Raw genomic sequence first — 23004 nt, forward strand, 5'->3', positions numbered from 1 at the left:
GGGGCGTTCCGTCGGGCGGGGCCGGCGGGCGCGGCAGGCGTCCTTCGCGGAAGGGGCGCCTACTCGACGACTTTCGGGACCAGGAAGTAGTGGTCCTCCGTCTCGGGCGCGTTGGCGACGACGTCGACCGCGCGGCCGCCGTCGGTGACCACGTCCTTGCGCTTCTTCATCGCCATCGGCGTCACCGAGGTCATCGCCTCGACGCCGGTCACGTCGACCGCACCGAGCTGCTCGACGAAGGCGAGGATGGCGTTCAGCTCGCCCTGCAGCGGCGCGACCTCGTCTTCGGCGACCGCGATGCGGGCCAGATGCGCGATGCGCCGGACTGTCTTCTCGTCGACCGACATGCTGCCTGTTCGTCTCGGCTGTTCGTCCCGAAGGACCCGGCGCGCTGCGGCGGAGATGCGCCGCGTCGGCCCGGTCCCTCGACGGTCCGGGCGCTATAGCACCGGGCTTCGCGACGCCGCAACGCGCCGGGGCGTCAGGTGACAACGTGGTTCGGCGTCACCGTCGTCTCGACCACGATGCCGGCCGGGCGGATCGGGAAGCACGCGGCCAGGGTGAAGCCGAGCACCAGGACCTCGAAGGCGACGAGCAGCATCACCTTGTGCCGCCGCGGCAGCGGGCGGCGAGGAGGGGACGCGTGGGGGACGAGAGAACCGATGGCGCGCACGATTGCCTCCGCAGCGGGCTTAACGAAACCTTAACCATCGTTATGAGGGAAGCGCTGCGTTGTCGGCTACGGCAAGCTCGCGACGCGGTTAACGGTTGTGGATGGAGCGTGAGCGCGATGTGGAACACGGTGTTCGAGCGGCTTCATCCGGGCGCACGCTCGAGCGACGCCGAGATCGCGCGGGCGGAGGCCGAGCTCGGCTTCGCGCTGCCCGAATCGTATCGCAGCTTCTGCCGCGACTGCGGCGCCGGCCTCGCCAACGGCCATTTCCGGATCGCCACGCCCCAGCCCTACCCGGCGGCCGACCTGGTGACGCGGGCGGAGATCATCGCCGACAGCATCAACGCGGCGATCGCGGCGCTCTCGGCCGCCGACGCGCCGCACCGGTTCGCGATCGAGGACGACGACCTGTCGCGGCTCGCACGCGCCTGCTTCTTCGGCGAGGGCGAGGACGGCAGCTTCCTGTTCTGGGACGTCGCCGGCGCGGGCGAGTACCCGATCTGGGTGATGGCCGCGGATCTCGAAACCGTCCGCTTCGGCGGCGACAGCCTCGACGCGTTCTTCCGGCGCACGCAGGGCCTGGCGATCCTCGACGTGCTCGGCGACGGCACCCCGCCGCTGGCCTCGACCTTCGAGGGCATCGAGGCGGCGGTGCTGGCGCGGGCCGGCGAGGCGAGCCCGCCCGGCGAGCCGGCATAGGGCGCGAGCGGAACGGGATACGATGGACACGGACACCTTACGCGCCTTCGCCGAGGCCTCGCGCGGCGGGCCCCGGCTGATCGGCATCGATCTCGGCACCAAGACGATCGGGCTCGCCCTGTCGGATCTCGGCCGACAGATCGCGTCGCCCTTGGAGACGATCAAGCGGGTGAAGTTCACGCCCGACGTCGCGCGGCTGCGCTTCCTCTGCGAGCAGCACGCGGTCGGCGGGCTGGTGATCGGGCTGCCGCTCAATATGGACGGCAGCGAGGGCGTGCGGGTGCAATCGACGCGCTCGTTCGTGCGCAACCTCAAGCCGCTCCTCGACCTGCCGGTCCTGTTCTACGACGAGCGCCTTTCGACCGCCGTCGTGACGCGTGCGCTGATCGCGGCCGACACCTCGCGGGCCAAGCGCGGCGCGCTCGTCGACAAGCTCGCCGCCGCCTACATCCTGCAGGGCTGCCTCGACCGGATGCGGGGGCTGGTCGAGTCCGAGGACGACGACTCGTTCTGAGCGCTTGCGCGCGTCTCGCCGGCCGCGGCTCAGCCGATCAGCGACACCATCCCGCTGCCGTGCCGCTCGATCCGCCCGTCGAGTTCGAGCTCGAGCAGCGTGGTCTGGACGCGGCGCACGGAGAGCCCGGTGGCACGCGCAAGCTCGTCCGTGCCGACCGGCGTCGGGCTGAGCGCGGCGACGAGCGTCTCCCGGTCGCCCACCGGCTCTGCCGGTTCCGGCGCCTCGAACGGCGCAGCCGGCATCGGCGCGGCGCCGTCATCGAGGTCGATCTCGTCCCAGAAGTCCGGCTGGTCGGCGAGGTCCGGTCGCGGGAGCGCCGGCACCCGGTCGGGGTCGTCGCCGCGCTCGATCAGCGGTGCGATGGCGGCGAGGACGTGCTCGACCTCGGCGACGAGCGTCGCCCCCTGTCGGATCAGGTCGTTGGTGCCCTCCGCCCGCGGGTCGAGCGGAGAGCCCGGCACCGCGAAGACCTCGCGACCCTGCTCGAGGGCGAAGCGCGCGGTGATCAGCGAGCCCGAACGGCGTGCCGCCTCGACCACCACGGTGCCGTAGGCCAGCCCCGAAATGATGCGGTTGCGCCTCGGGAAGTCGCGCCCGCGCGGCACCCAGCCCATCGGCATCTCGGCGATCACCGCTCCGCCCGCCTCCAGGATCGCCTCGACGAGGCCGGCATGGTTGGCCGGATAGATCTTGTCGTGGCCGCCCGCGAGCACCGCGACGGTGCCGGTCGCGGCGGACGCCTTGTGCGCGCGGGCGTCGATCCCGCGGGCCAGGCCGGAGACGACGACGAGCCCCGCTTCGCCGAGACCGCGAGCCAGCCGCTCGGTGAAGGCGAGCCCGGCGGCCGAGGCGTTGCGCGAGCCGACGATCGCCACCGCCGGCCTTGAAAGCGCGTCGGCGGATCCGCGCACCGCGACGAGGGGCGGCGCGGAATCGGCCGCCTGAAGGATCTTCGGGTAGCCCGCCTCGCCCATCGCGACGATGCGGGCACCGAGGCGGCACGCTGCCGCGATTTCCGCCTCGGCCTCGGCCCGCGCCGGCGGCACGACGCGCCGTCCCCGGCGCGCGGTCAGGTCCGGCAGGGCCGCGAGGGCGCCGGCCGCGCCGCCGAAGCGGTTGATCAGGCTGCGGAACGTGCGCGGCCCGACCCCTTCGGTTCGGATCAGGCGGAGCCAGTCGAGCCTTTGTGCGTCGGTGAGCTGCACGGGCCTTCCCCCGAAGGGGTCTCAGCCCTTCTGACCGATCCGTCCCTCGGTGCCGTCGACCAGCCGGCGGATGTTGGGCGCGTGCTTCCACCATAGCAGCAGGCCGAGGACGAGGAAGAGGCCCGCGCGCGCCGGATCGTTCAAGGCCCACAGAATGATAGGGGTCGCGGCCGAGGCTGCGAGCGCCGCGAGCGACGAGTAGCGCAGGGCGAAGGCGAGGCCGAGCCAGATCGCCGCGAAGGCGAGCAGCGCCGGCGGGCTCAGGGCGAGCAGCACCCCGAGGAAGGTCGCGACGCCCTTGCCGCCCCTGAACCCGAGCCAGACCGGGAAGAGATGCCCGAGGAAGGCGCCGAGCCCGGCCGCGAGCGCCGGCCACGCGCCGGTCCCTTCGCCGAACCGCTGCGCGATCAGCACCGCCGCGGTGCCTTTCAGGGCGTCGCCGAGCAGCGTCGCGGCGGCGAGCCCCTTGCGGCCGGTGCGCAGCACGTTGGTCGCGCCGATGTTGCCCGACCCGATCGCCCGCACGTCGCCGAGGCCGGCAAGCCGCGTGAAGACGAGCCCGAACGGGATCGAGCCGAGGGCGTAGCCGAGCGCCAGGCAGCCGAGGACGACCGGCCAGGCCATGTCCGACAGCGCGCTCATGCGGCCCCCGCGAGGTCGGCCGAGCGGTGGACGATCCGGCCGCCGACGAGCGTCAGCACCGCGGCGCCCTGCATCCGCGCCTCGTCGAACGGCGAGTTCTTCGAGCGCGACTTCAGGGTCCGCTTGTCGAGCACGTAGGGCACGTCCGGATCGATCAGCACGAGGTCGGCCGGGGCGCCGACCGCGAGCCGACCGGATTCGCGCCCGAGGATGCGCCCCGGATTCGCCGACAGCGCCGCGAGCAGGCGCGCGAGCGTGACGTCGCCGGCGCGCACGAGGCGGAGCGCGGCGCCGAGCAGGGTCTCGATCCCGAGCGCGCCGTCGGCGGCCTCGGCGAAGGGCAGGCGCTTGGTCTCGACGTCCTGCGGGTTGTGATCGGAGACGACGACGTCGATCACACCCTCGTTCAGCGCCGCCGCCAGCGCCTGCCGGTCGGCCTCGCCGCGCAAGGGCGGCGAAAGCTTGCAGAAAGTGCGGTAGTGCCCGATGTCGCCCTCGTTCAGGACGAGGTTGTTGATCGAGGCGGCGCAGGTCACCGGCAATCCGTCGTGCTTGGCCCGGCGCACGATCTCGACCGAGTCGGCGCAGGATATCATCGCCGCGTGGTAGCGCGCGCCGGTGAGGCGGACGAGGCGGAGGTCGCGCTCCAGCATCATCGTCTCGGCCTCGCGCGGGATGCCCATCAGCCCGAGCCGCGAGGCCAGCTCGCCCTCGTTCATCACGCCCTCGCCGACGAGGTCGGGCTCCTCGACGTGCTGCATCAGCAGCGCGCCGAAGTCGCGGGCGTAGGTCATCGCCCGCCGCATCACCTGCGCGTGCGTCACGGCGCGGAGTCCGTCGGTGAAGGCGACGGCGCCGGCTTCCTGGAGCAGGCCGAACTCGGTCATCTCGTGGCCGGCAAGCCCCTTGGTGATCGCCGCCGCCGGCAGGACGTTGACGCAGGCCGTGTCGCGGGCGCGGCGCAGCACGAAGTCGACGATCGCCGGCCCGTCGATCAACGGATTGGTGTCCGGCATGCAGACCAGCGTCGTGACCCCGCCGGCTGCCGCCGCAGCGCTGGCGCTCGCCAGGGTCTCGCGGTGCTCGGCGCCGGGCTCGCCGACGAAGGCGCGCATGTCGATCAGGCCCGGCGCCAGCACGTGGCCGGCGCAGTCGATCGTCCGCGCGCCCTCCGGCAGGCCGGGCGCCGCGCCCCAGGCGATGTCGGCAATGCGGCCGTCGCGGATCAGGACATGGCCCGGCCCTTCGCGGCCGTCGGCCGGGTCGAGGAGGGTGGCGTTGGTGAGGATCTGAGCTTGTTCGGTCATGGCCATCACGCGTTCGGCAGATGCGAGGCCAGCGCTTCCATCACCGCCATGCGCACGGCGACGCCCATCTCGACCTGCTCGCGAATCAGCGACTGCGCCCCGTCGGCGATGTCGGAGGCGATCTCGACGCCGCGGTTCATCGGGCCGGGATGCATCACCAGGGCGTCGGGAGCGGCGAGCGCGAGCTTGTCGGCGTCGAGGCCGAAATAGCGGAAATACTCCTTCACCGAGGGCACGAACGAGCCGTTCATGCGCTCGCGCTGCAGGCGCAGCATCATCACGATGTCGCAGCCGTCGAGGCCCTTGCGCATGTCGGTGAAGACCTCGACGCCGAAGCGCTCGATGCCGGCGGGCAGGAGCGACGACGGGGCGATCACGCGGACGCGCGCACCCATCGCCTGCAGCAGGATCAGGTTCGAGCGCGCGACGCGGCTGTGCAGCACGTCGCCGCAGATCGCGACGCGAAGCCCCTCGATCCGCCCCTTGTTGCGGCGGATGGTCAGCGCGTCGAGCAGCGCCTGCGTCGGGTGCTCGTGGGCGCCGTCGCCGGCATTGACCACCGAGCAGTCGACCTTCCGCGCGAGCAGGTGCACGGCGCCGGCCGAATGGTGGCGCACCACGATGATGTCGGGCCGCATGGCGTTCAGCGTCGCCGCGGTGTCGATCAGCGTCTCGCCCTTCTTCACCGAGGACGAGGCCACCGACATGTTCATCACGTCGGCGCCGAGGCGCTTGCCGGCGAGCTCGAACGAGGATTGCGTGCGGGTCGAGGGCTCGAAGAACAGGTTGATCTGGGTGCGACCGCGCAGCGTCGCGCGCTTCTTCTCGACCTGACGGGAGATCGCCACCGCCGCGTCCGCTCGGTCGAGCAGCCCCTCGATGTCGGGGCGCGACAGGCCCTCTATCCCGAGGAGATGCCGGTGGGGATAGTTCGGGTGCGTCGGCTGGCTCATCGCCTCGCGTGATAGGTCGCGCCCGATGCGACGGCAAGCGCGCGGCGCGGGACCGGGCTGGCAACTTTCGGCGGCGGCGATACGTAACCAGCCGAGACGAGGTGGCGAAGTGGTCGCCACGCGGACAATCAGGTGACACTCCCTTGGCAGCTTCCCCGGCGATTCCCTCCGGCACCGCGACGCCCCGCCGCGAGGCGATCTACCGGCATCCGCTGGTGATCCGCGTCGCGCACTGGCTCAACGCCGCCTCCCTGCTGATCCTGCTGATGAGCGGGCTGCAGATCTTCAACGCGCATCCGGCCCTGTACTGGGGCGCGAAGTCGACCTTCGACACCCCGGCGCTGGCGATCACCAGCGACACCGACGCCAAGGGCAACGCCCGCGGCATCGTGACGATCGGCGGCCGCACCTTCGACACCACCGGCGTGCTCGGGCTCTCGAAGGACCAGGGCCAGATGGCCGACCGGGCCTTCCCGTCGTGGAGCACGATCCCCTCGGGGCAGGATCTCGCCACCGCGCGACGCTGGCACTTCCTGTTCGCCTGGGCGCTGGTGATCAACGGGGCGATCTACCTGCTCTACGGGCTGGTGACGGGGCAGCTTCGCCGGCGGGTGATCCCGGACGGCGACCAGATCCGCGACTTCGGCGGCTCGGTGCGCGAGCACCTCACCCTGCACTTCCCCAAGGGCGAGGAGGCCAAGCGCTACAACGTGCTGCAGAAGCTGACCTACCTCGCCGTGATCGCCGGCCTTCTGCCGGTGATGGTGCTGGCCGGCCTCGCGATGTCGCCGGGCATGGACGCCGCCTGGCCCTGGCTGGTCGACGTGTTCGGCGGCCGGCAGTCGGCGCGCACGATCCACTTCATCGTGGCCAACCTCCTGGTGCTGTTCGTGATCGTGCACGTGGTGCTGGTGCTGGTGTCGGGCTTCTGGAACAACATGCGCGGCATGGTCACCGGCTGGTTCGCGATCGAGAAGGACGGAGCGACCCCGCGATGAGCAACCTCGACCGCCGCCGCTTCCTCACCACCGTCGCCGCGCTCGGCGGCACCGCGATGCTCGCCGGCTGCGACCGCTTCGCCGGGTCCGCCTACGGCCCGCGGACGCTGAAGGCCGGCGAGGACGCCAACCTGTTCGTGCAGCGCTTGCTGCTCTCGAACGCCTCGCTGGCGAAGGAATTCCCGGATTCCGAGATCTCGGCGGTGTTCAAGCCGAACGGCACGATCGACCCGCCGGACAAGGCCTACAAGGCGCTTGCGGCCTCGAACTTCTCGACCTTCAAGCTCGAGGTCGGGGGCCTCGTCGAACGACCGCAGAGCTTCGGCCTCGCCGACCTCCGCGCGCTGCCGTCGCGGACGCAGACGACCCGGCACGATTGCGTCGAGGGCTGGAGCTGCATCGGAAAATGGTCCGGCGTGCCGCTGGCCGAGGTGCTGAACCGCGCCGGGCTGAAGCCGCAGGCGCGCTACGTCGTGTTCCACTGCGCCGACACGCTCGAATATGCCGGCGGCGGCCTCGAAGCCGGCAAGGACGGCGCGTTCCTGCAGCCGGAGAACCCGAGCGCGGTGCGCCACGTCCAGGTGGCGGCCGCGGGCAACGATGCCGACGCCTGGGGCGGTGCCCCGGCCGAGGAGCCCGAGGAGACGCGCACGCCGATCCGCTACTACGAGAGCATCGACCTCACCGACGCCTTCCACCCGCAGACGATCCTCGCCTACGACCTCAACGGAAAGCCGCTCCCGGTCTCGAACGGCGCGCCCCTGCGCCTGCGGCTCGAGCGGCAGCTCGGCTACAAACAGGCCAAGTACGTGATGCGGATCGAGGTGGTCGAATCGCTGGCCAGGATCGGCGACGGCCAGGGCGGCTACTGGGAGGACCGCGGCTACGAATGGTACGCCGGCATCTGAGACCGGCCCCCTCCCCCCCCGCAGAGGGGGGAGAATGCCCACCCGTACGCGCCTCCCGGCAGGCGCCCCGAACAGCCCCCCATTTGACAACCCGCGGGGCATGAACCACTTCATGCCCCGCGCAGGTCCGGCCCGGCCGCGGCGCGAAACCCAACAATTGGTGCGTTCCTGCCGCTGCTCGGGCTTTGACGAGAGGCTGTTTCGTCCATGAAAGTCGTCGTCGTCGAGTCGCCGGCCAAAGCCAAGACCATCAACAAGTATCTTGGCCGCGACTATGAAGTCATCGCCTCGTTCGGGCACATCCGCGACCTTCCGGCCAAGGACGGGTCGGTCGATCCCGAAGCCGATTTCAACATGATCTGGGAGCTCGACGCCCGCGGCTCGAAGCAGGTGTCCGAGATCGCCCGCGCCGTGAAGGGCGCGGACAAGCTGATCCTGGCGACCGACCCGGATCGCGAGGGCGAGGCGATCTCCTGGCACGTGCTGGAGGCGCTGACCGCCCGCAAGGTGCTGAAGGGCATCCCGGTCGAGCGCGTCACCTTCAACGCGATCACCAAGGCGTCGGTCGAGACGGCGATGCGGCAGCCGCGCCAGATCGATCAGGCGCTGGTCGACGCCTACCTGGCGCGCCGGGCGCTCGACTACCTCGTCGGCTTCAACCTGTCGCCGGTGCTGTGGCGCAAGCTCCCCGGCGCCCGCTCGGCCGGCCGCGTGCAGTCGGTGGCCTTGCGGCTCGTCTGCGAGCGCGAGGTCGAGATCGAGCGCTTCAAGCCGCGCGAGTACTGGTCGCTGGTCGCGACCCTCTCGACCGCAGACGGCGGCGTGTTCGAGGCTCGCCTCGTCGGGGCCGACGGCAAGCGCATCCAGCGCCTCGACGTCGGCAACGGCGAGGATGCGGCCGCGTTCAAGCGCGACCTCGAGCTCGCGACGTTCCAGGTCGCCTCGGTCGAGGCGAAGCCCGCCAAGCGCCATCCCCAGCCGCCCTTCACGACGTCGACGCTGCAGCAGGAGGCGTCGCGAAAGCTCGGGATGGCGCCGGCGCAGACCATGCGCGTCGCCCAGAAGCTCTACGAGGGCGTCGACATCGGCGGCGAGACGGTGGGCCTGATCACCTACATGCGGACCGACGGCGTCGACATGGCGCCCGAGGCCATCGCCGACGCGCGCCGGGTCATCGGACGCGAGTTCGGCGACAAGTACGTCCCGGGCGTGCCGCGCCGCTACAGCGCCAAGGCCAAGAACGCGCAGGAGGCCCACGAGGCCGTGCGCCCGACCGACATGGGCCGGCTGCCGAAGCAGGTCGCGCGGATGCTCGATCCCGAGCAGGCCAAGCTCTACGACCTGATCTGGACGCGGACCGTCGCCAGCCAGATGGAGTCGGCCGAGCTGGAGCGCACCACGGTCGACGTGACCGCCAGCGTCGGCCCGCGCCGGATCGACCTGCGCGCGACCGGTCAGGTCGTGAAGTTCGACGGCTTCCTCACCCTCTACCAGGAGGGCAAGGACGACGAGGAGGACGAGGACGGCAAGCGCCTGCCGCCGATGAAGGCCGGCGAGGCGCTGAAGCGCGAGCGCATCGCCTCGACCCAGCACTTCACCGAGCCGCCGCCGCGCTTCTCCGAGGCCAGCCTCGTCAAGCGCATGGAGGAGCTCGGCATCGGCCGGCCCTCGACCTACGCCGCGGTGCTCCAGACCCTGCGCGACCGCGAATACGTCAAGATCGAGAAGAAGCGCCTGCAGCCCGAGGACAAGGGCCGGCTCGTGACCGGCTTCCTCGAGAGCTTCTTCAAGCGCTACGTCGAGTACGACTTCACCGCGGACCTCGAAGGCCAGCTCGACCGGGTCTCGAACGCCGAGATCGACTGGCGCGACGTGCTGCGCGACTTCTGGCGCGACTTCTCGGCCGCCGTCGGCGGCACCAAGGAGCTGCGCGTCACCGAGGTGCTGGAGGCGCTGAACACGCTTCTCGGCGACCACATCTTCCCCGAGAAGGCCGACGGCTCGAACCCGCGCACCTGCCCGACCTGCGGCTCGGGCCAGCTCTCGCTGAAGCTCGGCAAGTTCGGCTCCTTCGTCGGCTGCTCGAACTACCCGGAATGCAAGTTCACCCGGCAGCTCTCGGCCGCGGGCATCGAGGGCGAGGGCGACGGCTCATCGCCGGACGGCAGCCCGCCCGGCACGCGGGTGCTCGGCAACGATCCGGTGAGCGGATTGCCGGTGACGATCCGCGACGGCCGGTTCGGCCCGTTCGTCCAGCTCGGCGAGGCCTCGACCGAGAAGGACGCGGCCAAACCCAAGCGCTCGTCGCTGCCGAAGGGCGTGACGCCGTCGATGGTCGACCTGGAGAAGGCGCTGCGGCTGCTGTCGCTGCCGCGCGAGGTCGCCCGGCACCCGGAGACCGGCGAACCGATCCTGGCCAATCTCGGCCGGTTCGGGCCCTACGTCCAGCACGGCAAGACCTACGCGAACCTGGGCAAGGACGACGACGTGCTCGAGGTCGGCGCCAACCGGGCGATCGACCTGATCGTCGCCAAGGAACAGGGCGGCGGCCGCGGCCGCCCGTCCTCGGATCCCGGCCGACCGATCGGCAAGGACGAGGCGACGGGTCGCGAGCTGGTGGTGAAGGCCGGCAAGTACGGCGCCTACGTCACCGACGGCGAGGTCAACGCGACTCTGCCGAAATCGATGGCCGCCGAGGCGCTGACGCTCGCCGAGGGCATCGACCTCGTCAACGCCAAGCGCGCGGCCGGCGGGGGCAAGCCGAGCCGCGGCCGCAAGGTCGCGCCGGCGCGGGGTGCGAAGGCCACGGCGCGCAAGCCGGCGAAGGCGGCCAAGGACGGCGAGGTCGGGACGGTGAAGACCGCTTCCAAAACCTCCGCCAAACCCGCCGCGAAGAAGCCCGCCACGCCGAAGGCCGCTGCGGGCAAGGCCGCTGCGAAGCCGGCTTCGAGCAAGAAGGCCAACGGCTGAACCGCCGGCGGCGCGGCTTGCCGGCGGTCCGCGCCAGGCGCGTCGCAGGTCTCAGACGAGGTAGCTGATCGTCGCGGCGAAGGCCGTCGCGAAGGTCGCCAGGGCGACCGTCGTCGGATTGACGAAGGCCGCGCGAGAGACGGGTGCCGCGTCCTGCTCGCATCCGAAGGCTTGCCCGGCGGCGCGCTCGAGGCGGGCGAGGATCAGGGTTCGGGCTTCGATCGAAGCAGTCGTCATCGTCGGCGTCCCAGCCATCGTTACGGCAAAGATCTTGTGATATAATGCATGATCATGCCGCCGGTTCCGCGCGAAATTGCAGCGTGAGGCGATCTTAACCGGATCTGCGCATCACCCCGATGACGGTTGCATCGCAGCGTTTGGAGGGTTCGCGCGGCACATGCGAAGCTGCATAACGGATTCGGCCTGCGATCGCCTTTGATGTTTCCGTTTTGTTCCGGTATCGTGAGCGGATGAAAGCCCATGCGAGACGTGACCCGAAGCCTGGAGCCCGTCGGTTGAGCGACGCCCCCATCGACCTGTTCGGGCCGGGCGCGAAGGCCGCTGCCCATTCTTCGCCCGCCCATTCTTCGCCGGCCAAGCCTTCGGCCACGGATCCCTCGCCCGCCGCGCCCCTGCCCTCGTCCGAGCGCCGGCGCAAGCCGATGGCGCCGATGGCGGCGCTCGAGCCGCTCGCCGGTCCGGAGGCCGGCTACACCGCATCCGATATCGAGGTGCTGGAAGGGCTGGAGCCGGTGCGGCGCCGGCCCGGCATGTATATCGGCGGCACCGATGAGCGGGCGCTGCACCACCTGTTCTCGGAGGTGATCGACAATTCGATGGACGAGGCGGTGGCGGGCCACGCCAGCTTCATCGAGGTCGAGCTGGAGGAGACGGGTGCGCTCGTCGTCACCGACAACGGCCGCGGCATCCCGATCGACCCGCACCCGAAGTTTCCCGGCAAGTCCGCGCTCGAAGTCATCATGACGACGCTGCATGCGGGCGGGAAGTTCGACTCGAAGGTCTACGAGACCAGCGGCGGCCTGCACGGCGTCGGCATCTCGGTGGTGAACGCGCTGTCCGACCTCCTGGAGGTCGAGGTCGCGCGCAACCAGACGCTCTACCGCCAGAGTTTTTCGCGCGGTCATGCGCAGGGCGGGTTGGAAACCGTCGGGCGGGTGCAGAACCGGCGCGGCACGCGCATCCGCTTCCATCCCGACGCGCAGATCTTCGGCTCGCTGGCGTTCGACCCGCGCCGCCTGTTCAAGATGGCGCGCTCGAAGGCCTACCTGTTCGGCGGCGTCGAGATCCGGTGGCGGTGTGCGCCGGCGCTGATCGAGGGCACCGACATCCCGGCCGAGGCGGTGCACCGCTTCCCCGGCGGCCTGCGCGACTACCTCGCCCGCGACATCGAGGGCAAGGAGCTCGTCACCGACGCGATCTTCTCCGGCAAGATCACAAAGCCCGGCTCGCACGGCTCGCTCGAATGGGCCGTGGCCTGGATGGTCCACGACGACGGCGTCTCCGCCTCGTACTGCAACACCATCCCGACGCCCGAGGGCGGCACCCACGAATCCGGCCTGCGCGTCGCGCTGCTGCGGGCGCTGCGCGAGCACGCCGAGCGGGTGAACCAGGCCAAGCGCATGACGGCGGTGACCACCGACGACGTGATGGCGACCTGCGCCTCCATGCTGTCGGTCTTCATCCGCGAGCCGGAGTTCCAGGGCCAGACCAAGGACAAGCTCGCCACCGTCGAGGCGTCGCGCATCGTCGAGACCGCGATCCGCGACGCCTTCGACCATTGGCTCGCCGCGTCGCCGGCCCAGGCCAACAAGGTGCTCGACTGGGTGATCGACCGGGCCGAGGAGCGCCTGCGCCGACGCCAGGAGAAGGAGGTCGCGCGCAAGACCGCGACGCGCAAGCTGCGGCTCCCCGGCAAGCTCGCCGATTGCTCGGCCGCCGGCACCGCGGGCTCGGAGATCTTCATCGTCGAGGGCGACTCGGCCGGCGGCTCGGCCAAGCAGGCGCGCGACCGGGCCACGCAGGCGATCCTGCCGCTGCGCGGCAAGATCCTGAACGTCGCCTCGGCCAGCCGCGACAAGCTCGGTGCGAACCAGCTCATCGGCGACCTGACCCTGGCGCTCGGCTGCGGCACGGGCGGTCAGTACCGCGACGAGGAGCTGCGCTACGACAAGGTGATCATCATGACGGACGCCGACGTCGACGGCGCCCATATCGCCTCGCTGCTGATCACCTTCTTTTACCGGCAGATGCCGAAGCTCATCGACAAGGGCCACCTCTACCTCGCGATGCCGCCGCTCTACCGGCTGCAGCAGGGCACCAAGACGGCCTACGCCCGCGACGACTCCCACAAGGAGCAGCTGATCAAGACGGTGTTCAAGAACGGCAAGGTCGAGATCAGCCGCTTCAAGGGACTGGGCGAGATGATGCCGGCGCAGCTGAAGGAGACGACGATGGACCCGAAGAAGCGCATCCTGATGCGCGTCGCCGTCCTCGACGAGGCGCGCGAATCGACCGGCGACGCGGTCGAGCGCCTGATGGGCAACAAGCCGGAAGCCCGCTTCACCTTCATCTCCGAGCGAGCCGCCTTCGCCGAGAAGACCGACCTCGACATCTGAGCGGCCCGGCACGGCGGTCCGATCGGAGCCCGGCCGCGAGGCCGAGCTTTTTCTTGCCCGCGATCCGACGACGAAAAAAGCCCGGCCTTTCGGCCGGGCTTCTCGGGTCGGGTCGAACCGCGGCTCTGGGCGAGCCGCGGCCGATCCGGCAGGTCCTAGTACGAGCCGAACTTGTAGTTCAGGCCGGCGCGCACGACAGCGAACTCGGTGCTGTTGTTGCGGTTCAGGCCGCTCTGCACGACGGTCACGCCCGGCGAGGTCAGGGTCACGGTGCCGGTCGAGTTGGAGGCGAAGGCGCCGTTGTTGCGGCCGCCCTGGTCGAGGTTCACGTACAGGCCTTCCACCTTCAGCGTCACGGCCGAGGAGCGGAAGAAGTTCAGGAACGAGTCGGTCGGCAGGGCGTACTCGACGCCGGCGCCGGCGGCCCAGCCGGTCTGGAAGTCGTTGCGGGACACGCCCGAACCGAAGTCACGGCCGCCGCCGCTGCCGTAGGCGAAGCCGCCGGTGCCGTACACGAGGGTGCGGTCGAAGGCGTAGCCGAGGCGACCGCGCACGGTGCCGAAGTAGTCGAGGCTGGAAAGGCCCGACGGGTTGTAGATCAGGTTGCCGGGCAGGATGCCGCCGCCGACGACGCCGGGGGTGGCCGAGAAGCGGTTGCGGTTCTGGCCGAAGTCGACGTACTGCGCGTCGGCCTCGATGCCGATCACGACGCCCGAGCCCGGGGTGAACTGGTAGTTGTAGCCGACCTGGCCACCGCCGGTGAAGCCGTCGTTGCCGCGGCTGCCGCCGAAGGCAAGCACGCCGCCGGTGTTGCCGCCGGCCGGGCCGGCGAAGATCGCGTTGCCGGGCGAGACGCCGACGACGGTGGCGCCGCGGCGATCGCTGGCATCGAAGCCGTAGCCGGCGTTGATACCGAAGTACGCGCCCGTCCAGGTGAACACCGGAACCGGGGTGAACACCGGCGGCGGAGCGCGACGCGGAAGGTCGGCGGCGGACGCGACGGCGGTGAGGCCGGCGAGAACGGTGGTGGCGAGGAGAAGGCTCTTCATTTTTTTCCAGGTCCTGGTTGGCAAAGCCGAGTTTGTTCTAAGCCGGGTTGCCCGCTCGGTCTGTCGCTTTCCTGCAACAAGCTCGCTCAGATGACCCGGAAGCGGTCAACGAAAGATGAAGGTTACGCCCGGCTTACGCGATGTCGTTCGCAGGTGTGTCTTGGCGCACATGGTTCGGCAGGAAAGATCAGGGTTCGCCCCACGCCTCGTTCTGTTGTCCGGGATTCACGATCGATTTACCGAAGACCGGAGCCGTGCTTATCATATGTCATGACCCTGCTCGGGCGGTGGCATTTTATTTCCTCCCTCGGAAGCCGTTGCGGCCGTAAGGCGAAGATTAACCACGAGCCTTCACCGTCGATCTCCGAGAGGGGCCGGAATTCGGCGGAAAGGTGCGTGATGAGCGAAGGCATCGGGTCGGCGAAGTCGCACGGCATCCTGCGCTGGACGATCCAGACCACCGGCATCGCCGCGATCGTCGCCCTCGCGGCGGCCCATCACTTCGCGCGGGCCGATCGGAACGCCGAGCCGACCCGTATGGCCCAGGCGACGTCGAGGGGGACGATCGCCGATCCGGAGACGACCGGCTCGATCGCGCAGGGTGTTCGCGCCGTGAGGCTCGATCCCTGCAACCTCCCTTCGGGCATGCGTGGCCTCCGCCCATAGGGGGCAGTCTTCGCGGCTTTCGGAGGGGGAAACCCCGGCTCGTCCGGGTGCATCAGATTGACAAGTGGTTGCAAGGGCCTAAGTGTCCCGCGCACTCGCAGGCGCGGCGGGCCGTCGACCCGACCGGCCGTCGCTGCCGTCGCCGCGACGATGTCCTCCGCGCCGGCCCTGCCCGACCCCGCGCGCAACGGTTCTCAAAAGATTATGTCATTTGCCGATCTCGGATTGAGCGACAAGGTCCTCCAGGCCGTCACCGCCGCCGGCTACACGGAACCGACGCCGATCCAGAGCCAGGCGATCCCGCACGTGCTCGCCCGGCGCGACGTCCTGGGCATCGCACAGACCGGCACCGGCAAGACGGCCGCGTTCACCCTGCCGATGCTGACGATGCTCGAGAACGGGCGGGCGCGGGCGCGGATGCCGCGGACGCTGATCCTCGAGCCGACCCGCGAGCTGGCGGCGCAGGTGGTCGAGAACTTCGATCGCTACGGCACCAACCACAAGCTCAACGTCGCCCTGATCATCGGCGGCGTCTCCTTCGCCGACCAGGACGCCAAGCTGACCCGCGGCACCGACGTGCTGATCGCGACGCCGGGGCGCCTGCTCGACCATTTCGAGCGCGGCAAGCTGCTGCTCAGCGGCGTCGAGCTCCTGGTCATCGACGAGGCCGACCGCATGCTCGACATGGGGTTCATCCCCGACATCGAGCGCATCGTGAAGATGGTGCCGTTCACCCGCCAGACGCTGTTCTTCTCCGCGACCATGCCGCCGGAGATCGAGCGGCTCGCCGACATCTTCCTGCACAATCCCGAGCGGATCGAGGTGGCGCGCGCCGCCTCCACCGCCTCGACCATCGTGCAGCGTCTGGTCGCGACCTCGTCGGACGGCAGCGCCAAGCGCGAGCGCCTGCGCAAGCTGATCCGCGGCGAAGCGGACCTGAAGAACGGCATCATCTTCTGCAATCGCAAGCGCGACGTCGCGCTGCTGCAGAAGTCGCTGGTGAGCCACGGCTTCGATGCCGCCGCGCTTCATGGCGACATGGACCAGCGCTCGCGCACCACCGCCCTCGATGCCTTCCGCGGCGGCGAGACGGCCTTGCTGGTCGCGAGCGACGTCGCGGCGCGCGGCCTCGACATCCCCGCGGTGAGCCACGTCTTCAACTTCGACGTTCCGAACCATCCCGAGGATTACGTCCACCGCATCGGCCGCACCGGCCGCGCCGGCCGCTCGGGGGCGGCCTTCACCCTGGTCAGCCGCAGCGACGACCGCTCGCTCCAGGCGATCGAGTCGCTGATCGGGCAGCCGATCCCGTGGATGGACGGGGACCTCGACACCGCCGCGCCGAGCCAGGAAGGCACCGACGAGGGCGAGACGCGCACCCGCCATCGCGGACGCGCCGGCGATTCCGCGCGACGCGGCCGAAAGGTCCCCGCCGAGGCCGAGGCGCCGCGGGAGGCGCGGTCGTCGCGTGGACGGAGGGATTCCTTCAAGACGGAGCCTTCCGCCAACCTAGAGTCCGACTCGGTTGCGGAGACCTCGCCTCGGCGCGAGCCTCAGCGGCGACCGGACGAGGCGCGGCGGGAGGCACCGCGCCGTCCGGCAGCCGAGGCGCGGCCGCGTCCCGAGCGAACTCCCGCCCCCGCGGCTCGCCCGCCGCAGGAGCGGTCGCGCGACGAGCGCGGCTATGGGCGCCGCCGCGACGAGGACGGCGATACGCCGGTCGGTCTCGGCGAGCACGTTCCGGCCTTTATGCTGCGGCCGGCGGTGATCAAGAAGCAGGATTGAGCCGCAGATCGCGACCTCGGCCTTAACCCTCTGTCCACGCTCCTTAAGGTAGCTTGCGGCGGCCGACCCGAACGCCGACGCGACGGGGCGGCGATGGACGATGGGGATCGGATGAGCGAAGGGCTTTATGCCGACCGCGATCGCAGCTTCGCCCTGGCGCGCCGCGCCCAGGAGCTGATGCGCGATTACGGGCCCTCGGCGACACCGCGGGCCTACGCCGTCTGGTACACCTACGTCTCCGGCGATCAGCCGCTGATGAACGACGCGATCAAGCGTCTCACCGCGACGAACGCGGGATTGTCCGCCTCGGACGTCGACGATCTCTACGACAGCTATCTCGGCGGCTCGCGCTACGTCACCGCCGCCGGAGAGACCGGCGCGACGATGCTGACCGAGATCGAGGGCGTCATGGAGATGCTCGACCTCTCGCTCGGCTCGGCCGCGCAGTACGGCGAATCGTTGCGTGCGCTGAGCCACGACCTCTCGGTCTCGACGCTGAACCGGGCGCGCCTGCGCGAGATCGTGGCCACCCTGGTCGCGACGACGCGGGAAGTCGCCTCGAACAACCGGACCCTCGAGGCGCGGATGCGGGAAAGCCGCACCGAGGTCGAATCCCTGCGCGAGAAGCTCGAGGCGACGCGGATCGAGAGCCTGACGGATCCCCTGACCGGGCTGGCGAACCGCAAGCATTTCGAGGAGATGCTGCACAAGGCGCTCGATCGCGCCTCGCTCGGCACGTCCTCGAGCCTCGTCGTGCTCGACATCGATTTCTTCAAGCGCTTCAACGACCTATACGGCCACCTCACCGGCGATCAGGTGCTGCGCCTGGTCGCCGTCGTCATGCGAGAAAGCGTCGAGAAGGGCGCGATGCTCGCCCGTTTCGGCGGCGAGGAGTTCGGCATCCTGCTGCCCGGCACGAACCGGGAAACGGCCTACGCCATCGCGGAGAAAGTCCGAACCAGCGTGATGGGTCGGGAGCTGATCAAGCGCTCGACCGGGGAATCGCTCGGGAAGGTCACGATCTCGCTCGGCGTGGCGTGCTACCGCCGCGGCGACACGCCGGTCTCGTTGCTGGAGCGTGCGGACCTGTGCATGTTCGCCGCCAAGCGCGCCGGCCGCAACCGCACGCTCGACGATGCAACCACGGCGGACCTCGTCGCCGCGGTCGCCTGATCGTGGGTTCAGGCCGAGGCGAGCAGCCGCTCCGGGCCGACCGGCGTGATCGCGACGGACTCGCCGCAGCCGCAGGCCGAGGTCTGGTTCGGGTTGTTGAACACGAACTGCGAGGCGAGCTTGCTGGACTGGAAGTCCATCTGCGTGCCGAGCAGGAACAGCAGCGCCTTCGGATCGACGAAGACCTTCACGCCGCGATCCTCGACCATGTCCTCGCCGGGCTTGCGATCCTCGGCATATTCCATCGTGTAGGACATCCCGGCGCAGCCGCCGTTCTTCACGCCGACCCGCAGGCCCGCGATCGGCCGGTCGGCGTCGGCGATGATCGCCTTGATGCGGTCGGCTGCCGCATCCGTCAGCGACATGACCTTGAAACTCGTGGACATCGGTGTCTCTCCGGCAGCCGGGTTCAAGGCCCGGGCGGTTGAGGGTGCGCGTACGGTCTTAAGATAAGGATCGCGCGGAGCACGGTCCATACCGCTCGGTGACGCTCACCACATGTCGAGGGCGACGCGGGCCTCGTCGGACATGCGGCTCTGATCCCACGGCGGATCGAACACCATCGTCACCGCGCAGGATTGGACGCCCGGGACCTTGGCGACCGCATCCTCGACCCAGCCCGGCATCTCGCCAGCGACCGGGCAGCCCGGAGCCGTCAGCGTCATGTCGATCGCGACCTTGCGGTCGTCGTCGATGTCGACCTTGTAGATCAGGCCGAGCTCGTAGATGTCGGCTGGGATCTCGGGATCGTAGACCGACTTCAGCGCGGCCACGATATCGTCGGTCAGCCGGTCGAGCTCGGCGGGCGGCACGCCCTCGGCTCCGGCGACCTTCGGCGTGTTGGCGCCTCCGGTGATCGTCGCGTCGCTGCTCATGTCCATCTCCTCATCGGGCCGCCGCGGCGGGGCGGCGACCCAGTCCAAACGCTCAGGCGAACATCATCTCGGCGCGGGCGAGCGCCTCGGCCAGCACGTCGATCTCGGCCAGGGTGTTGTACATCCCGAACGAGGCGCGGCAGGTCGAGGTGACGCCGAAGCGGGTGAGCAGCGGCATCGCGCAATGCGTGCCGGCCCGGACCGCGACGCCCGAACGGTCGATCACCGTCGCGATGTCGTGGGCATGGGCGCCCTTCATCTCGAAGGCGATGACGCCGCCCTTGCCCTTCGCGGTTCCGATCTGCCGGATCGCATTCATCGCGCCGAGCCGTTCCTGGGCATAGGCGGTGAGCGCGGCCTCGTGCGCCGCGATCTTGTCGCGCCCGACCGACATCATGAACTCCAGCGCCGCGCCGAGGCCGACGGCCTCGACGATCGCCGGCGTGCCCGCCTCGAACCGATGCGGCGGATCGTTGTAGGTGATCGCCTCCTGGCTGACCGTGCGGATCATCTCACCGCCGCCCTGGTAGGGCGGCAGGCGCTCCAGCCATTCCTTCTTGCCGTAAAGCACGCCGATCCCGGTCGGGCCGTAGACCTTGTGGCCGGTGAAGACGAAGAAGTCGCAATCGAGCGCCCGCACGTCGACCGGCTGATGCACCGCGCTCTGCGCGCCGTCGAGCAGCACCGGCACGCCGTGGGCGTGGGCGATGCGGACGATCTCGGCCGCCGGCGTGACCGTGCCCAGCACGTTCGACATCTGCGTGATCGCGACCATCTTGGTGCGCGGCGTGAACAGCTTCTCGTAGTCCTCGACGAGGAAGTTGCCCTCGTCGTCGACCGGCGCCCACTTGATGACGGCCCCGCGGCGTTCGCGCAGGAAGTGCCAGGGCACGATGTTTGAATGGTGCTCCATGATCGAGAGGATGATCTCGTCCCCCTCCCCGATCATCCCGGCCCAGCCCATCGACGCGGCCACGAGGTTGTAGGCCTCTGTGGCGTTGCGAGTGAAGATGATCTCGTCGGTCGACGCGGCATTCAGGAACTGCCGCGTGGTCTCGCGGGCACCCTCGAACCCCTCGGTCGCGGCGTTGGCCATGAAGTGCAGGCCGCGATGGACGTTGGCGTAGCCGGTCTCCATGCACGCGACCATCGCGTCGATCACCGCGCGCGGCTTCTGCGACGAGGCGGCGTTGTCGAGGTAGACCAGCGGCTTGCCGTAGACTTTTTCCGACAGGATCGGAAATTGCGCCCGGATCGCCTCGACGTCGTAGGTAGGCTGGCGGAGAGGAGCGTTCATGGTGTCGGCCTCGAACCGGCGGTCTTTCGCAAGCATCGCCCCTCCAACCTGCAGCCTCGTCCAGAGGTGCCGAAGCGAAGCGGAGGCCTCGACGGAGGTCTCCAGAGATAGTGCGACCCCTCGTCCCCTCCTTCGAGGCCCACCGATGTGGGCGCCTCAGGATGAAGGTCTGGGAGGGATCGTTGTCACATCACCCATTTTCCAGGATGCACGCGACCGGGGCCGATCACCCCCGCGAGGCCAGCCAAGCCTCGATCTCGCTGATGAGCGCCGCGCGGGCGCCCTCGTGCGTGACCGACTCCACCGCCTCGCCGACGAAGGCCTGCACCAGCAGGCTCTCGGCGATCGGCTTCGGCAGGCCGCGGGCCATGAGGTAGAACAGCAGGTCCTGGTCCGGGGCGCCGCAGGTGGCGCCGTGGCCGCAGGCGACGTCGTCGGCGAAGATCTCGAGCTCCGGCTTGTTCATCATCTGCCCCTCGTCGGAGAGGAGCAGGCAATCGGACTTCATCTTGCCGTCGGTCTTCTGCGCGATCTGGCGGACGATGATCTTGCCCTGGAACACGCCGGTGGCGTCACCGTCGATCACCGTCTTGAACATCTCGCGGCCGACGCCGCCGACCGCCGCATGGTCGGCCAGCAGCGTCGAGTCGGCGAGCTGCCCGTCGCCGAGCATCGCCGCGCCGTTGACGACCGCGTTCACGTTCTCGCCGGCCACGTGCATGTAGATCTGGTGGCGCGACAGCACGGCGCCGGTGACGAGGTTCACCGTCTCCAGCCTCGACTCGTCGTCGAGCCGCACGCTGATGGTCGAGAGCGCGATCGCCTTGTCGCCCTCGCGGTTGATCCGCGCGTGCCGGAAGGCGGCATGCTTGCCGACATGGACGTCGAGGGCGTCGTTCGGCTGGTAGGTCAGCCCGTTCGGGCCCTCGTGCGTCTCGAGCAAGGTGAACTCGGCGCCGTCGGCGACCTCGACCAGAACGCGCGTCGCGGTGGAGAAGCCCTCCGCCCCGGCGCCGACGAAGCGCAGGTGCAGCGGGGTGTCGACCTTCGCGCCGGCCTCCACCGAGATCAGCGCGCCGTCGGCAAGGAAGGCGGTGTTCAGCTGATAGATCGGGTTCTCGCGGGCCTGCGCCACCGGCGCAAGGTTCTTCAGGCGCGCATCGCCCCGGCTCAGGGCCTCGTTCAGCGGCGATACCGAGACGCCGGGGGGCACGCGATCGAGATCGGACAGCTCGCGGATCAGGTGCCCGTTGACGAAGGTCAGTCGCACCGCCTCGATTGCCGAGAACGCGGTCGCGGAGGCGACGGCGGACGTGGCGAGGTCGAGCGCCGGCGTCTCGGCCGGCGGCGCGGCTTCCTGCATCGCGGCACGTAGGTCGGTGTACTTGAACGCCTCGACGCGGCGGCTCGGCAGGCCGGCGGCCTCGAAGAAGCGGAACGCCTCCTCGCGGGAGATCGCGGTTTCGCTGCCGAACCCCTTGCGGGCGGTCTCGAACAGGGTCGAGAGACCGGTCTCGGCGCTGGTGCGGAGATTGGCGATGTCGGCCATGGGCTTACGCAGCCTCGTTGGTGCGGTACTCGGCGTAGCCGGAGGCCTCGAGTTCCTTGGCGAGCTCCTTGCCGCCGGTCTTCACGATGAGACCCTTCGACATGACGTGCACGGTGTCGGGCACGATGTAGTCGAGCAGGCGCTGGTAGTGGGTGATGACCAGGAACGAGCGGCCCTGCGCGCGCAGGGCGTTGACGCCCTCGGAGACGATGCGCAACGCGTCGATGTCGAGGCCGGAATCCGTCTCGTCGAGCACGCAGAACTTCGGCTGCAGCAGCGCCATCTGCAGGATCTCCATGCGCTTCTTCTCGCCGCCGGAGAACCCGACGTTGAGGGCGCGGCGGAGCATGTCCTTGTTGATTTCGAGCTTCTCGGCCGCCGCGTTGACCTGGCGGATGAAGTCCGGGGTCGCGATCTCGGCCTCGCCGCGGGCGCGGCGCTGGGCGTTGAGGCAGGCCTTGAGGAAGGTCATCGTGCCGACGCCCGGGATCTCCAGCGGATACTGGAAGGCGAGGAACACGCCGGCCGCGGCGCGCTCGTCCGCGCCCATCTCCAGCACGTTCTGGCCGTCGAGCAGGATCTCGCCGTCGAGGACCTCGTAGTCCTCCTTGCCGGCGATGACGTAGGAGAGCGTCGACTTGCCGGAGCCGTTCGGACCCATGATCGCGGCGACCTCGCCGTCGTTCACGGTGAGGTTCAGGCCGTTGAGGATGCGGTTGTCCTCGATCTGCACGACGAGGTTCTTGATTTCGAGCATGTTCGCGTAGTCCCGAAGATGGTGTGCGACGGTATCGCCCTGCGGTCCCGTCAGAGAAATTTTTGAAGCGCTGCGATCATTGCGGCGGCGGCCGCGATGATCGCCCCGAGCTTCACGGTCATTCGGAGTTCGAGTTCGCGCAGCGAACCGTCGATCCCCGCCTTCAACGCCTTGAGGTCCAACCTCAGCGTCTTCTCCATATCGGCCAAATCCACCTTGGTCGCGGAATCAGCGATGATCATGTCGCGTGCCGGTTCAGCGCGCGCGACGGCCTGCTCGCGTCCGACACCCACCTGTTCGAGCCGTTGGGTGAACTGCAGGGTGTCGAACGCGAAGGCCATCGCG

The 23004-nt window shown here is 69.7% G+C and carries 23 protein-coding genes; 9 read left to right on the forward strand and 14 right to left on the reverse strand.

Going from position 1 to position 23004, the window contains the following annotated elements; translation table 11 throughout:
* Positions 1-59 precede the first annotated feature (59 nt).
* Positions 60-347, reverse strand: coding sequence for an Asp-tRNA(Asn)/Glu-tRNA(Gln) amidotransferase subunit GatC (gene gatC, locus ACFZ8E_RS18620; protein WP_147727679.1), 288 nt, complete (start codon positions 345-347; stop codon positions 60-62).
* A gap of 134 nt (positions 348-481) precedes the next feature.
* Entirely contained in the window at positions 482-673 is a 192-nt protein-coding gene (locus ACFZ8E_RS18625; protein WP_243983520.1) for a hypothetical protein, read from the reverse strand.
* A 117-nt stretch (positions 674-790) separates the two neighbouring features.
* Between ACFZ8E_RS18625 and ACFZ8E_RS18630 the strand changes: the two genes are divergently transcribed.
* Both ACFZ8E_RS18630 and ruvX read left to right on the forward strand, forming a co-directional pair.
* Entirely contained in the window at positions 791-1372 is a 582-nt protein-coding gene (locus ACFZ8E_RS18630; protein ID WP_405044410.1) for an SMI1/KNR4 family protein, read from the forward strand.
* Between the two features lie 22 nt (positions 1373-1394).
* Positions 1395-1886, forward strand: coding sequence for a Holliday junction resolvase RuvX (ruvX, locus tag ACFZ8E_RS18635; RefSeq protein WP_405043452.1), 492 nt, complete (start codon positions 1395-1397; stop codon positions 1884-1886).
* 29 nt (positions 1887-1915) lie between these two features.
* Here the strand turns inward: ruvX and dprA are convergent, their stop codons facing one another.
* The 4 genes from dprA to ACFZ8E_RS18655 are packed head-to-tail and all read right to left on the reverse strand — an operon-like array spanning position 1916 to position 5996.
* Complete coding sequence (dprA, locus tag ACFZ8E_RS18640; protein ID WP_147841650.1) at positions 1916-3094, reverse strand: DNA-processing protein DprA; 1179 nt, start codon at positions 3092-3094, stop codon at positions 1916-1918.
* 21 nt (positions 3095-3115) lie between these two features.
* The gene (gene plsY, locus ACFZ8E_RS18645; RefSeq protein ID WP_147841649.1) at positions 3116-3736 is read right to left on the reverse strand and encodes a glycerol-3-phosphate 1-O-acyltransferase PlsY; all 621 of its coding nucleotides are present in this window, start codon (positions 3734-3736) and stop codon (positions 3116-3118) included.
* Positions 3733-5043 carry a dihydroorotase gene (locus tag ACFZ8E_RS18650; protein WP_405044411.1) on the reverse strand — a complete coding sequence of 437 codons (1311 nt, stop codon included), beginning with the start codon at positions 5041-5043 and terminating at the stop codon, positions 3733-3735. The genes plsY and ACFZ8E_RS18650 overlap by 4 nt, the downstream gene beginning before the upstream one ends.
* Before the next feature lie 5 nt (positions 5044-5048).
* Positions 5049-5996, reverse strand: coding sequence for an aspartate carbamoyltransferase catalytic subunit (locus ACFZ8E_RS18655; protein ID WP_147859268.1), 948 nt, complete (start codon positions 5994-5996; stop codon positions 5049-5051).
* A gap of 143 nt (positions 5997-6139) precedes the next feature.
* Here ACFZ8E_RS18655 and ACFZ8E_RS18660 point away from each other — a divergent pair, with 143 nt between their 5' ends.
* The 3 genes from ACFZ8E_RS18660 to topA all read left to right on the forward strand — a co-directional run bounded on the left by ACFZ8E_RS18660 (position 6140) and on the right by topA (position 10872).
* Positions 6140-6994, forward strand: coding sequence for a cytochrome b/b6 domain-containing protein (locus ACFZ8E_RS18660; protein WP_405043454.1), 855 nt, complete (start codon positions 6140-6142; stop codon positions 6992-6994).
* Complete coding sequence (locus ACFZ8E_RS18665) at positions 6991-7902, forward strand: molybdopterin-binding protein (RefSeq protein WP_405043455.1); 912 nt, start codon at positions 6991-6993, stop codon at positions 7900-7902. Before ACFZ8E_RS18660 ends, ACFZ8E_RS18665 begins: the two co-directional genes overlap by 4 nt.
* Before the next feature lie 207 nt (positions 7903-8109).
* Positions 8110-10872: a type I DNA topoisomerase gene (gene topA, locus ACFZ8E_RS18670; RefSeq protein ID WP_405043456.1), complete on the forward strand. Its 2763-nt coding sequence runs from the start codon at positions 8110-8112 to the stop codon at positions 10870-10872.
* A gap of 51 nt (positions 10873-10923) precedes the next feature.
* On the opposite strand, the gene ACFZ8E_RS18675 is transcribed toward topA, so the two are convergent.
* Positions 10924-11109, reverse strand: coding sequence for a hypothetical protein (locus tag ACFZ8E_RS18675; RefSeq protein ID WP_147729298.1), 186 nt, complete (start codon positions 11107-11109; stop codon positions 10924-10926).
* 278 nt (positions 11110-11387) lie between these two features.
* Here ACFZ8E_RS18675 and parE point away from each other — a divergent pair, with 278 nt between their 5' ends.
* A complete protein-coding gene (gene parE, locus ACFZ8E_RS18680) occupies positions 11388-13508 on the forward strand; it encodes a DNA topoisomerase IV subunit B (protein WP_405043457.1) in 2121 nt (706 codons plus the stop codon).
* Between the two features lie 155 nt (positions 13509-13663).
* Here parE and ACFZ8E_RS18685 read toward each other — a convergent pair whose 3' ends face one another.
* A complete protein-coding gene (locus ACFZ8E_RS18685) occupies positions 13664-14557 on the reverse strand; it encodes an outer membrane protein (protein WP_405043458.1) in 894 nt (297 codons plus the stop codon).
* Positions 14558-14956: 399 nt separating this feature from the next.
* Between ACFZ8E_RS18685 and ACFZ8E_RS18690 the strand changes: the two genes are divergently transcribed.
* The 3 genes from ACFZ8E_RS18690 (at position 14957) to ACFZ8E_RS18700 (ending at position 18181) form a co-directional block, all read left to right on the forward strand.
* Entirely contained in the window at positions 14957-15223 is a 267-nt protein-coding gene (locus ACFZ8E_RS18690; protein ID WP_405043459.1) for a hypothetical protein, read from the forward strand.
* Between the two features lie 204 nt (positions 15224-15427).
* Positions 15428-17008 carry a DEAD/DEAH box helicase gene (locus ACFZ8E_RS18695; RefSeq protein WP_405043460.1) on the forward strand — a complete coding sequence of 527 codons (1581 nt, stop codon included), beginning with the start codon at positions 15428-15430 and terminating at the stop codon, positions 17006-17008.
* A gap of 111 nt (positions 17009-17119) precedes the next feature.
* Positions 17120-18181 (forward strand): GGDEF domain-containing protein, encoded by a 1062-nt coding sequence (locus ACFZ8E_RS18700; RefSeq protein WP_147726386.1) that lies wholly within the window; start codon positions 17120-17122, stop codon positions 18179-18181.
* Positions 18182-18189: 8 nt separating this feature from the next.
* Here the strand turns inward: ACFZ8E_RS18700 and sufA are convergent, their stop codons facing one another.
* The 6 genes from sufA to ACFZ8E_RS18730 all read right to left on the reverse strand — a co-directional run bounded on the left by sufA (position 18190) and on the right by ACFZ8E_RS18730 (position 23000).
* Positions 18190-18567, reverse strand: a complete 378-nt coding sequence (gene sufA, locus ACFZ8E_RS18705) for a Fe-S cluster assembly scaffold SufA (RefSeq protein WP_147726385.1) — start codon at positions 18565-18567, stop codon at positions 18190-18192.
* 105 nt (positions 18568-18672) lie between these two features.
* Positions 18673-19056, reverse strand: coding sequence for an SUF system Fe-S cluster assembly protein (locus ACFZ8E_RS18710; protein ID WP_147726384.1), 384 nt, complete (start codon positions 19054-19056; stop codon positions 18673-18675).
* Positions 19057-19108: 52 nt separating this feature from the next.
* On the reverse strand, positions 19109-20353 hold the full coding sequence (locus tag ACFZ8E_RS18715; protein ID WP_405044412.1) for a cysteine desulfurase: 1245 nt from the start codon (positions 20351-20353) through the stop codon (positions 19109-19111).
* Between the two features lie 226 nt (positions 20354-20579).
* Positions 20580-21902, reverse strand: coding sequence for a SufB/SufD family protein (locus ACFZ8E_RS18720; RefSeq protein WP_405043461.1), 1323 nt, complete (start codon positions 21900-21902; stop codon positions 20580-20582).
* A 4-nt stretch (positions 21903-21906) separates the two neighbouring features.
* A complete protein-coding gene (sufC, locus tag ACFZ8E_RS18725; RefSeq protein ID WP_147726382.1) occupies positions 21907-22659 on the reverse strand; it encodes a Fe-S cluster assembly ATPase SufC in 753 nt (250 codons plus the stop codon).
* Between the two features lie 50 nt (positions 22660-22709).
* The gene (locus ACFZ8E_RS18730; protein WP_405043462.1) at positions 22710-23000 is read right to left on the reverse strand and encodes a DUF1640 domain-containing protein; all 291 of its coding nucleotides are present in this window, start codon (positions 22998-23000) and stop codon (positions 22710-22712) included.
* Positions 23001-23004: the final 4 nt, after the last annotated feature.

Origin of the sequence: Methylobacterium sp. HMF5984, from assembly GCF_045033435.1 — a bacterium.
In the GTDB taxonomy this organism is placed as follows: domain Bacteria; phylum Pseudomonadota; class Alphaproteobacteria; order Rhizobiales; family Beijerinckiaceae; genus Methylobacterium.

Bases quoted from the DNA above. Each gene is read 5' to 3' on its own strand.
- topA (WP_405043456.1), top strand. From the start codon at position 8,110: ATGAAAGTCGTCGTCGTCGAGTCGCCGGCCAAAGCCAAGACCATCAAC.
- ACFZ8E_RS18695 (WP_405043460.1), top strand. From the start codon at position 15,428: ATGTCATTTGCCGATCTCGGATTGAGCGACAAGGTCCTCCAGGCCGTC.
- gatC (WP_147727679.1), bottom strand. From the start codon at position 347: ATGTCGGTCGACGAGAAGACAGTCCGGCGCATCGCGCATCTGGCCCGC.
- ACFZ8E_RS18675 (WP_147729298.1), bottom strand. From the start codon at position 11,109: ATGACGACTGCTTCGATCGAAGCCCGAACCCTGATCCTCGCCCGCCTC.
- sufC (WP_147726382.1), bottom strand. From the start codon at position 22,659: ATGCTCGAAATCAAGAACCTCGTCGTGCAGATCGAGGACAACCGCATC.
- plsY (WP_147841649.1), bottom strand. From the start codon at position 3,736: ATGAGCGCGCTGTCGGACATGGCCTGGCCGGTCGTCCTCGGCTGCCTG.
- ACFZ8E_RS18650 (WP_405044411.1), bottom strand. From the start codon at position 5,043: ATGACCGAACAAGCTCAGATCCTCACCAACGCCACCCTCCTCGACCCG.
- ACFZ8E_RS18690 (WP_405043459.1), top strand. From the start codon at position 14,957: ATGAGCGAAGGCATCGGGTCGGCGAAGTCGCACGGCATCCTGCGCTGG.
- ACFZ8E_RS18720 (WP_405043461.1), bottom strand. From the start codon at position 21,902: ATGGCCGACATCGCCAATCTCCGCACCAGCGCCGAGACCGGTCTCTCG.
- ACFZ8E_RS18665 (WP_405043455.1), top strand. From the start codon at position 6,991: ATGAGCAACCTCGACCGCCGCCGCTTCCTCACCACCGTCGCCGCGCTC.
- ACFZ8E_RS18730 (WP_405043462.1), bottom strand. From the start codon at position 23,000: ATGGCCTTCGCGTTCGACACCCTGCAGTTCACCCAACGGCTCGAACAG.
- sufA (WP_147726385.1), bottom strand. From the start codon at position 18,567: ATGTCCACGAGTTTCAAGGTCATGTCGCTGACGGATGCGGCAGCCGAC.
- ACFZ8E_RS18700 (WP_147726386.1), top strand. From the start codon at position 17,120: ATGAGCGAAGGGCTTTATGCCGACCGCGATCGCAGCTTCGCCCTGGCG.
- ACFZ8E_RS18685 (WP_405043458.1), bottom strand. From the start codon at position 14,557: ATGAAGAGCCTTCTCCTCGCCACCACCGTTCTCGCCGGCCTCACCGCC.
- ruvX (WP_405043452.1), top strand. From the start codon at position 1,395: ATGGACACGGACACCTTACGCGCCTTCGCCGAGGCCTCGCGCGGCGGG.
- ACFZ8E_RS18710 (WP_147726384.1), bottom strand. From the start codon at position 19,056: ATGAGCAGCGACGCGACGATCACCGGAGGCGCCAACACGCCGAAGGTC.
- ACFZ8E_RS18655 (WP_147859268.1), bottom strand. From the start codon at position 5,996: ATGAGCCAGCCGACGCACCCGAACTATCCCCACCGGCATCTCCTCGGG.
- ACFZ8E_RS18715 (WP_405044412.1), bottom strand. From the start codon at position 20,353: ATGAACGCTCCTCTCCGCCAGCCTACCTACGACGTCGAGGCGATCCGG.
- ACFZ8E_RS18630 (WP_405044410.1), top strand. From the start codon at position 791: ATGTGGAACACGGTGTTCGAGCGGCTTCATCCGGGCGCACGCTCGAGC.